Below are 9,869 nucleotides of genomic sequence, written 5' to 3'. Positions count from 1 at the left end.
AGAAAGATTTTGAAGCTAAGGCGTTTGAAGCTGCAAACCTTGACCGGTACCGTAAGCAGATTGCTGAAATGGAAGAGTCATTTGAGGCGCTTAAAAAACAACTGCCGGATGATACAGAGGTCCCAGACTTAGTTGATGATATTGATGAAAAGGGTACTCAAAGTCGATTAGTTATTGAGAGCGTGAAACTTCAGCCCGAGAAGCCGGCTGAATTTTATATAGAGCTTCCTATCAATATTAAAGTTTCCGGCGGCTACCATGAGTTTGGTGCTTTCGTTAGCGGTATTGCGGGCATGCCTCGAATTGTTACCTTGCATGACTTTTCCATTAAACGCTCGGAAGGAGCAAATGGCTCCAACTTGAGTATGGATGTTGTGGCAAAAACTTACCGCTATAAGGATCAGGAGTGATAACTATGTTTAACAGAAAATTATTCCTATCTTCAATTGGGCTGCTCTTGTTAGCTGGCTGTGTATCATCTAAGGATTCAGCCGATTTGACTCGCTACATCGAGGGGGTTAAGGCTCGGCCTGAGGGTAGTATTGAGCCCCTTCCGCCCGTGCGTACATTTGACCCCTTCATCTACGGCTCTACAGCCATGAGAAGCCCTTTTGATGAACCTGTTATAGTCACGACTATTGAAGGTACGAGAGACCCTGATGTTAAGCCCGATCCTTTGAGGGTGAAGGATTTTCTTGAGTCGTTCAATCTTGACTCACTTGCCATGGTGGGTACTCTGGAGCAAAATGGAGCTCTTTGGGCTTTGGTGAAAGATCCTTCTGGGGGTATTCACCGGGTGACTGTAAAAAACTATATTGGTAAAAATCACGGTAAGATTACTGCCGCTACGACCACCCAACTCAATCTTGTGGAGATTGTCGGTGATGGTTTGGGTGGTTGGGTCCAACGTCCTAGAACAATAAAATTATCTGAGAAGGAATAACTGGCATGTTCACAAAATACCGAAAGATTGCTGGAGTTCTATCCGGTTTGATAATCACTCCACTTGCTTGGTCAAGTGAGCTTCAAGATGTCAAATTCTCTGAGCTGCCAGGTGACCGGGTTGAGATTCGCCTGATGTTTGATGAAACTCCTTCAAATCCTCAAGGCTACACGATTGAGCAGCCTGCTCGCATCGTGCTGGATTTTGCTGATGTTGAAAATGCATTAGCACAGAAAAAATTCAATATGGAAATGGGCAGCATCAGCAGTGCTGTCGTTGTGGCGGGCGGCAATAGGACACGTTTAATCGTGAATATGAATACGCTTGAGCCATACGCAACACGCATAGAGGGCACTGATCTCATAATGGAAGTGGGGGGAGGAGCAAAAGCGATTGCCTCTTTAGAGGCTAAAGCTAGCCCAGTGTCGACGGCGGCATCACCAGTTCTGTCTAAGCCAAAAAGTCGCTTTGATAAGTCGGTGTCTGAAATTAAAAATATTGATTTTCGTCGTGGTGATGCCGGCGAGGGTAAGGTGATTGTTCAGTTGAGCAACCCTGGAGTAAGCATTGATGTTGAAGAGGTTGCAGGCGGTATAGAGATAGGGTTCTTGCAAACCGATTTACCTAATGCCTTACGTCGTAAGCTAGATGTAACTGACTTCGCAACACCTGTTCAAATGATTGATGCAACGATAGGTAGTTTGCGTACAGTTCTTAAAATTGATGCTATCGGCGAATATGACTACCTTGCTTACCAAGCCGATAATGAGTATGTAGTCAGTATCAAGCCTTTAACTCAAGCTGAAGTTGAAGAGAAGCGTGCGAAGTTTGCCTACACCGGCGAGAAGTTGTCTTTGAACTTCCAAAATATTGAAGTGCGCTCAGTGCTGCAGTTAATTGCAGATTTTACGGACTTAAACTTAGTCGCTAGTGACACGGTGAAGGGAAGCATTACATTACGTTTGGATAATGTTCCCTGGGATCAGGCGCTTGAGTTAGTACTAAAAACTAAGGGCTTAGATAAGCGTCAAGTTGGTAATGTTTTGATGGTTGCGCCTGCGGCTGAAATTGCAGAACGCGAGCGTCAAGAATTGGCGACTCAGAAACAGTTAGAAGAGCTAGCTCCCTTGCGAACCGAATATATACGCGTGCGCTACGCTAATGCGCGTGAGTTATTTGATCTGTTTGCTGAAAGTAGTGGTGGGCAGTCCGGTGGTGGAGCTGGAGGTGGCAGTCAGCGTAACTCAACGGGTAGTATTCTATCCGATCGTGGTCATGCGATTGTTGATGAGCGAACTAACTCCATTATCCTTACTGATACTGAGGATAAGATTAATGACTTTCGCCGAGTTATAGAGCAAATAGACGTGCCAATTCGGCAGGTGATGATCGAAGCGCGTATTGTGATAGCTAATAATAATTTCAGGAAAGAGCTAGGGTCTCGTATTAACTTGGGTGGTGAAAGCTTCTCGAATGGCGGCAAAACGAAGCATGGTTATAGCGGGAAAATGGAGGAGTTCTTCAATAACCCAGGGGAAGGCGGAGCCTTTAGTTTGACTGATGTTGAGGGTAAGGTTATTGGGGAGGATTCGTCTAGAGCTGTAGATCTTGGTGTTATTGATTCGTTTGGCAACTTTACATGGAGTGTTATCTCGGGTGATGTGATGCTCGGTCTTGAAATATCTGCCTTGGAAGAAAGTGGTTTTGCCGAAATTGTCAGCCAACCAAAAGTTATTACTGGCGACAAGCAGACAGCATCTATAGAAAATGGTACTGAGATCGCTTACCAGGAAGCGTCAGCCAGCGGTGCGACAACAGTTTCATTTAAAGAGGCTGTATTAAAGCTTGAAGTAACACCTCAAATTACACCTGATGACAACATCATTATGGACTTAAAGATTAATCAGGATTCTGTTGGGCAGCTAACCAATGCGGGTATTCCAACTATCGATGTGACAGAGCTTAATACGCAAGTACTTGTTGCTGACGGCCAGACGGTTGTGTTGGGTGGTATTTTCCAAAACGAAATAGTTACTGGTCAATCAAAAGTACCACTACTGGGTGATATTCCGGTGTTGGGGCGTTTGTTTCGCAAGGATACTCAGAGCGAAGATAAGCGTGAGTTAATCATCTTTATCACTCCTCGTATCATGTCGAGCACATTGACGAATAACTAATGAGTAAACATTCTAATATTATTCTTGTCGGCCCCATGGGGGCCGGCAAATCCACCGTCGGGAGGCTTCTAGCCTCCCGACTTGGTTTTAGCTTTGTTGATACTGATTCAGTGATTGAGGATCGTACAGGCGCTGATATTCCTTGGATTTTTGATGTCGAGGGTGAAGAGGGTTTTCGTGCTCGAGAAACTGCCGTGCTGAAGGACCTGCTGGATGAACATGCATCCATGGTGATTGCGACTGGCGGCGGTATTGTCACGCAGCCTGAAAATATTCCATTGCTTAGGGAGTTGGGGCATGTCTTTTTTTTGCAGGCCTCTTTGGATCAGCTTAGCGCGCGAACGAGTAAGGATAAGAAGCGCCCGCTTTTACAGGTCAAAGATCCAAAGGCAAAAATACAAGAGTTGTTAGAGTTACGCACTCCATTGTATGAGGCGGCAGCGCATGCGAGCATAATGACCGATATTCGTGGTGCCAAAGGTGTTGTCCATCAAATATGCGCTCAACTTGAGGCATAGCTTGCCTTTGGTGGGTTAAACGGCTTAGCATGCTCAGCGTTTTGACGGCCTGTTGTTCGGGCCTTTTATGATTGCTGAGCTAACACTATGACTGAACGTTTACTAACGGTTAACCTTAAAGATCGATCCTACCCCATTCACATCAGTGCAAATGCTATTTCATCATCAGCGTTGTGGCAGCCGTTAGTGGGCGGGCGTCAGGTGATGGTTGTGACAAATAATACTATTGCTGAGATCATTTTACCGTCTCTGCTGAGTACGCTAAACGCCTTAGGTAGTCCTCCCAAAAAACTCCAGTCAGTGTTGTTACCTGATGGTGAAAAGTTTAAAAATTTAGAGGCTTTAAATGGAATTTTCGATGCTTTACTTGAGCAGCGTTTCGACCGTCGTTGTGTGATTATTGCTCTCGGTGGTGGCGTTGTTGGTGATATGGCTGGGTTTGCTGCCGCTTGCTACCAGCGCGGTGTGGAATTTATTCAGGTACCTACAACCTTGCTTTCTCAAGTTGATTCATCTGTTGGTGGTAAAACCGGTGTAAACCACCCGCTAGGGAAAAACATGATTGGAGCGTTTTATCAGCCGAAGGCGGTACTTATCGATACAAACTTACTGCAGTCGCTGCCTGAACGGGAGCTATCTGCTGGGCTTGCAGAGGTTATCAAGTACGGCCTTATTGCGGATACAGTCTTTTTAGATTGGCTTGAAAGTAATATGGATGCTTTGCTGGCGAGAGATCCAGAGGCCCTTGCGTATGCCATATATAGAAGCTGTGAAGTTAAGGCTGAGGTGGTGGCTGAGGATGAGCGTGAGGGTGGTATTCGTGCGATTCTAAATCTTGGCCATACCTACGGGCATGCTATTGAGAATGTTCAAGGGTACGGGGTCTGGTTACATGGTGAGGCTGTCGGTGCCGGTATGGCAATGGCTTGTGAGCTTTCATACTTGCAGGGGTGGATTTCGCAGGTTGATTATGACCGCGCAATTAAAGTTATCGCGCGGGCTAAGCTTCCTACTTCTCCTCCAGGTAATATGACTAAAGCTGATTTCGTTGCGGGAATGTCAGTAGACAAAAAAGTCCTTGATGGCGAGTTAAGGTTAGTGCTGCTGAAACAGTTGGGGCAGGCTGTGGTAACCTCCGAGTTTGATGCCAATTTATTAGATCAGCAGCTAAGCGCGCTTGGTTAACTTGAATTCACTTTGCAGCTGAAAAATTAAGGAGAGCACACGATGTCTAGCGCATTAGAGGCGACGATTCCCTTTGTGGGGGGGGCAAGTTTTGTAAACCCGCCAACTTGGCAAGGCGTTATGAGGCAGCTATTGCACTTAGCGCAATTTTCGGGTGGTTTACAGGTCGTTGATGGCGAGGTTGGGGCTGGTAAAACAGTGTTCGCCCATCGCATGGCCGGTGAATTACCTGAGGATGTGAGTTGCGGTGTTTTAGCGTTGCCAGCGGGCCTGCCGACTTCGCAGGTCTTCGATTGCTTGCTCACGTCTTTAGGCATTGATGTTAAAGATGGCCAGAGTGTTGGGCAGTCAATTATCGCGTTGCGCCACTATGACTCGGGGCTTAAGCGGGAGCAGTTACGTAAAATATTGATCATTGATGATGCGCATAACTTCGATGATCAAGCATTGGCCGCTTTGGCAAGTGTGTTTCAGGGTGGTGTTGATACGGAAGTCGGCTTGGCTTTAGTTTTTATCGGTGAACCGGGTGCCGCGCAGCGTCTTGATGCTTTGAATCTTGTTGATGTTGAAGTGCGCGATTGTGTATTACCTGCATTTCCCTTAAGTGATGCAACAGAGTTGCTCTCGGAAGAGTTCGCGAGTACTCACCCAGATCAAGCGCTTCCTTTTGATGATGATATGGTTTGTGCTTTGTGGAATGAGTCTGCTGGTCGGCCCGGAGAGCTATTGCGTTTGGCTCAGTCGGCATGGCAAGAGGTTGATTCCAGGGTTGAGCCGTGGTGGAGCAAGCTGCCCATCTGGCATGTGCTGGCCTTGATTGCATTGGTAGCGGTATTAACGTGGGGGTTTTTATCTCGAGATACTGATGAGGCTTCTGTTCCTGAGGCTGTTACTAAACCGCTCATATCTAGTGCTCCGGTTACTGTGGCGATTGAGTCATCATCGGTTTCGAGTGGTGAGGTCATGGTTAGCTCTCAATCCAGCGCGGACTCTTTATTGAAAGGTCAGTCGTCTACTGAAAGTACGGTTGCGAAGCCTGAGGTCCTGCCGGTTGATAAGGTCGAGGCTACTGTTCCAGTATCGATTAGTGTTGACACTCAAATTGACACTAAAGCCAATGCGGAGCCTAAAGTAGACGAGGTCTCGCCTAGGGCCGCATTGGAGCCAAAAGCAGCCATCAAGGCGAAGCCTGCTAAGCCCGCACTCGTTTCTCGTGCAAAGCCGGCACTTGAGGGGTTAACGCTTGATGAATCTGCGTTGATGGCAATGGCTAAAAATGGCTATGTTTTGCAGGTGTCAGCAGCGAAATCGTTGCCAGCCCTGGAGGAGTTTGTCAGCAGCCAGCGTAATCGTACGTCTTTACGCATATATCGATCTATACGCTCAGGGAAAAGCTGGTTTGTTGTTGTTGAGGGCTACTACGCAGATAAAGATTCAGCATTGGCGGCGATGAGTAACCTGCCAAGTGGTCAGCTCAAAGCGGGGCCTTGGCCTAAAAGCATGGCGGCAGTGAGGCTAGAAATAGCAGCGTATAAGCAACAAACGCCCTAAGTTGGGGCGAATTGGTCAAGCAGTTCGTCAGTTAAGGTGTGCTGATCTTGCCAATTTGAGTCTTAGCCGTTAACATTCAGCGCCAATTTATCAGGCAAGCCCCTTTCTTTAGGGGCTTTTTTGTCTCTGGCAGTAAATCTGCGAAGTTTGAGACAGCCTTCGCCATATGGAATGTTGGCGCAAAAGTCGCATAGATCGCTATCTCTTACGGTAGTGCTTCAAATACGGCAACAGTAGTGCGCACAATTGAAAACAGAAAGGGTATCAGTGGCTGACAATCGGGGCTGTTACTGAAGCCTGTAAGTCATCGGAAATATATCGAGAACTTGCAGCCTATTAAAACCCATTGCCGATGCCGCGTTAGTCACTGTTTTGACTGGCGATCTGGCTCGATGTATTAACAACTTAGTGAAGTGAATCTGCTTATGAATACTGGCCTGTACCGGTTAGATGAGTTTAAAGACAATTGTGGTTTTGGTTTGATTGCCCACCTTAAAGGGCAAGCCAGTCATAAGTTGTTGCTGACCGCAATAGAATCGTTGACCTGTATGACTCACCGGGGTGGTATTGCTGCCGATGGTAAAACGGGCGATGGCTGTGGTCTTTTAATTAAGAAGCCAGATAGCTTTTTGCGTACGGTGGCTAAAGAGGACGCGAACTTTGAGCTGAGCACGCTATATGGCGTCGGCGCTTTTATGTTTAGCAAAAACGACGCGACTTCTAGCGGCGCTAAGCAAGTGATTGTTGCTGAGCTGGCTCGTGAGGGGTTAAGCGATGTGGCCTGGCGTCAGTTGCCGACTAACTCTGAGTGCCTTGGTCCAATTGCAAAGGAGAGTGAGCCTGATTTTTTCCACTTATTTGTTAATACCACCGAAACAAACGAGCAGGCTTTTAATTCTAAATTGTTCCTCGTTCGGCGCCGTATTGAAAAAGCGCTAGCTGAAGATGCTGATTTTTATGTGGCAAGCCTTAGTAGTGCGGTAGTCTCGTTCAAGGGCTTGATGATGCCTGTTGACCTGCCCAGGTACTTTTTAGATTTGGGTGATGAGCGCATGGAAACCGCTATTTGCGTTTTCCATCAGCGCTTTTCAACGAATACATTACCTCGCTGGCCGTTAGCTCAGCCTTTCAGAATGTTGGCTCACAACGGTGAAATTAATACGATTGTCGGCAACCGCAACTGGGCGTTAGCGCGTACTCCTAAGTTCCAGAATGATCTACTGCCAAACCTTAATGAGGTTGCGCCACTGGTAAATCGTACCGGCTCCGACTCCTCTAGCCTGGATAATATGCTGGAAGTGTTGTTGACCGGCGGTATGGAGTTACACCGCGCGGTAAGAATGCTTGTACCGCCTGCGTGGCAGAATGTTGAGACGATGGATCAGGATCTCAAGGCATTCTACGAATATAACTCAATGCACATCGAACCTTGGGATGGCCCTGCCGGCTTAGTGGTCACCGATGGCCGCTATGCGGTCTGTACGCTAGATAGGAACGGTTTGCGCCCCTCGCGCTGGGTCATCACAAAAGATGATCTGATTACGGTGGCTTCCGAAGTGGGTGTATATGATTATGCGCCGGAAGATGTTGTGGCCAAAGGTCGTTTAGGGCCAGGGCAGATGCTTTCAGTTGATACCGAAACCGGTAAGCTATTTCACACCGAAGATATCGATAATCAGCTGAAAAACAGCAAACCTTATCGCAAGTGGTTGAATGAGCAAGCGACGCGCATTGAATCCAGCTTGGCGCGTGACCAGGCTGAGGGCGGCTTGCCTGATGAGTTAGTGAAGACTTATATGAAAATGAACCAGGTCACTTTTGAAGAGTGTGATTTGGTTTTGCGACCGTTAGCTGAGGGCGGACAAGAAGCTGTAGGCTCTATGGGTGATGATACGCCTATGGCGGTATTGTCTCAGCATCAGCGCTCGCTCTACGATTATTTTCGCCAGCAGTTTGCGCAGGTAACAAACCCTCCCATCGACCCGCTTCGCGAAGCTATCGTCATGTCGTTGGAAACTTGTCTCGGGCGCGAGCTCAGCGTATTTGATGAAACTGAGGCGCATGCTCGCCGTATTATTTTAAGCAGCCCAGTATTATCTCCGGACAAATTCAGAGCCTTGGCGGCTGTTGATAGTGAAAAGTATCCTCTTAAAACGTATAGCTTGCATTACGATGCCGATAAAACTGATCTCAGATCAGCATTAACCCAGCTGGTTGAAGAGGTGGTCGTTGATGTTAAGGCTGGGCAAACGATTATAGTATTGAGCGATGCGGGCCTTAAGGAAGGCTTCGTGCCCATTCATGCCTTATTGGCGACGGGTGCTGTGCATCAGCGTTTAACCAATGACGGCTTACGTTGTGATGCCAATATCGTTGTTGAAACAGCGACCGCGCGTGACTCTCACCATGTAGCGACGTTGATCGGTTATGGGGCTACGGCGGTTTATCCGTATCTGAGCTACTACATTATTAATAGTCTTATCGAGTCGGGCGATTTACTTACCGATGTTGATTCTGCCTACAAAAACTATCGCGGTGGTATTAATAAAGGTTTGTTGAAAATCCTGTCTAAAATGGGGATTTCGACGATTACCTCTTACCGCGGTGCGCAGTTATTTGAAGCGATCGGTTTGAGTAGTGATGTGGTTTCGCTCTGTTTTGATGGTACGCCAAGTCGTATTGAAGGTGCTTGTTTTGAAGATCTTGAGATTGACCAAAAGATCTTATCTAAGCTTGCCTGGAAGGCGCGCAAACCGATTAATCACGGCGGTATTCTCAAGTACGTTCACGGCCATGAATATCACGCTTACAACCCCGATGTTATTGAGGCGTTGCACGCGGCTGTTCAAACCGGTGAGTATTCAGCTTGGCGCGACTACGCCAAACTAATTAACGAGCGCCCGGTTGCGACACTGCGTGATTTGTTGGCTATTCGTAAAGATATTGAGCCGGTACCGCTTGATGAGGTTGAACCTGTTGAAAACCTCTTTAAGTGCTTTGATTCGGCGGGTATGTCGCTTGGCGCATTATCGCCAGAGGCACACGAAGCTTTAGCTGAAGCTATGAACACTTTGGGCGGTCGTTCTAACAGTGGTGAGGGTGGTGAAGACCCTGTGCGTTACGGCACCGTGAAAATGTCCAAAATTAAGCAGGTTGCTTCTGGTCGTTTTGGCGTTACACCTGCATATTTGAGTAATGCCGAAGTTTTACAGATTAAGGTCGCGCAAGGTGCTAAGCCTGGAGAGGGTGGACAGCTGCCCGGCGCTAAAGTGAATGATTTGATTGCGCGTTTACGCTATTCGGTACCCGGCGTTACGCTAATATCACCGCCGCCGCATCACGATATCTACTCGATTGAAGATTTGGCTCAGCTTATCTACGATCTTAAGCAGGTTAATCCTAGTGCGTTAGTGTCTGTGAAGCTGGTATCGCGTCCTGGCGTTGGCACTATCGCTGCGGGTGTTGCAAAAGCTTATGCCGACTTGATTACCATTT

Annotated in this window: 7 protein-coding genes; all 7 read left to right on the top strand. The window is 47.4% G+C overall.

Going from position 1 to position 9,869, the window contains the following annotated elements; all coding sequences use genetic code 11:
- A partial coding sequence (locus AC3A8L_RS10695) for a type IV pilus inner membrane component PilO (RefSeq protein ID WP_487962243.1) occupies positions 1-410 on the top strand: 410 nt, incomplete at its 5' end.
- Positions 411-496: 86 nt separating this feature from the next.
- Positions 497-943: a pilus assembly protein PilP gene (locus AC3A8L_RS10690; protein WP_487962242.1), complete on the top strand. Its 447-nt coding sequence runs from the start codon at positions 497-499 to the stop codon at positions 941-943.
- A gap of 5 nt (positions 944-948) precedes the next feature.
- Positions 949-3,120 (top strand): type IV pilus secretin PilQ, encoded by a 2,172-nt coding sequence (locus tag AC3A8L_RS10685; RefSeq protein ID WP_487962241.1) that lies wholly within the window; start codon positions 949-951, stop codon positions 3,118-3,120.
- On the top strand, positions 3,120-3,638 hold the full coding sequence (locus AC3A8L_RS10680) for a shikimate kinase (RefSeq protein ID WP_487962240.1): 519 nt from the start codon (positions 3,120-3,122) through the stop codon (positions 3,636-3,638). The genes AC3A8L_RS10685 and AC3A8L_RS10680 overlap by 1 nt, the downstream gene beginning before the upstream one ends.
- An 87-nt stretch (positions 3,639-3,725) precedes the next feature.
- Entirely contained in the window at positions 3,726-4,823 is a 1,098-nt protein-coding gene (aroB, locus tag AC3A8L_RS10675; RefSeq protein ID WP_487962239.1) for a 3-dehydroquinate synthase, read from the top strand.
- A gap of 42 nt (positions 4,824-4,865) precedes the next feature.
- Entirely contained in the window at positions 4,866-6,374 is a 1,509-nt protein-coding gene (locus tag AC3A8L_RS10670; RefSeq protein ID WP_487962238.1) for an AAA family ATPase, read from the top strand.
- A 425-nt stretch (positions 6,375-6,799) separates the two neighbouring features.
- Positions 6,800-9,869 (top strand): glutamate synthase large subunit (gene gltB, locus AC3A8L_RS10665; RefSeq protein WP_487962237.1); only part of this gene is annotated, 3,070 nt, incomplete at its 3' end.

This window comes from Marinagarivorans sp. (genome assembly GCF_982758155.1).
Note: the sequence above shows the minus strand (reverse complement) of the source record. Positions and strands in the feature narration are given on the sequence as shown.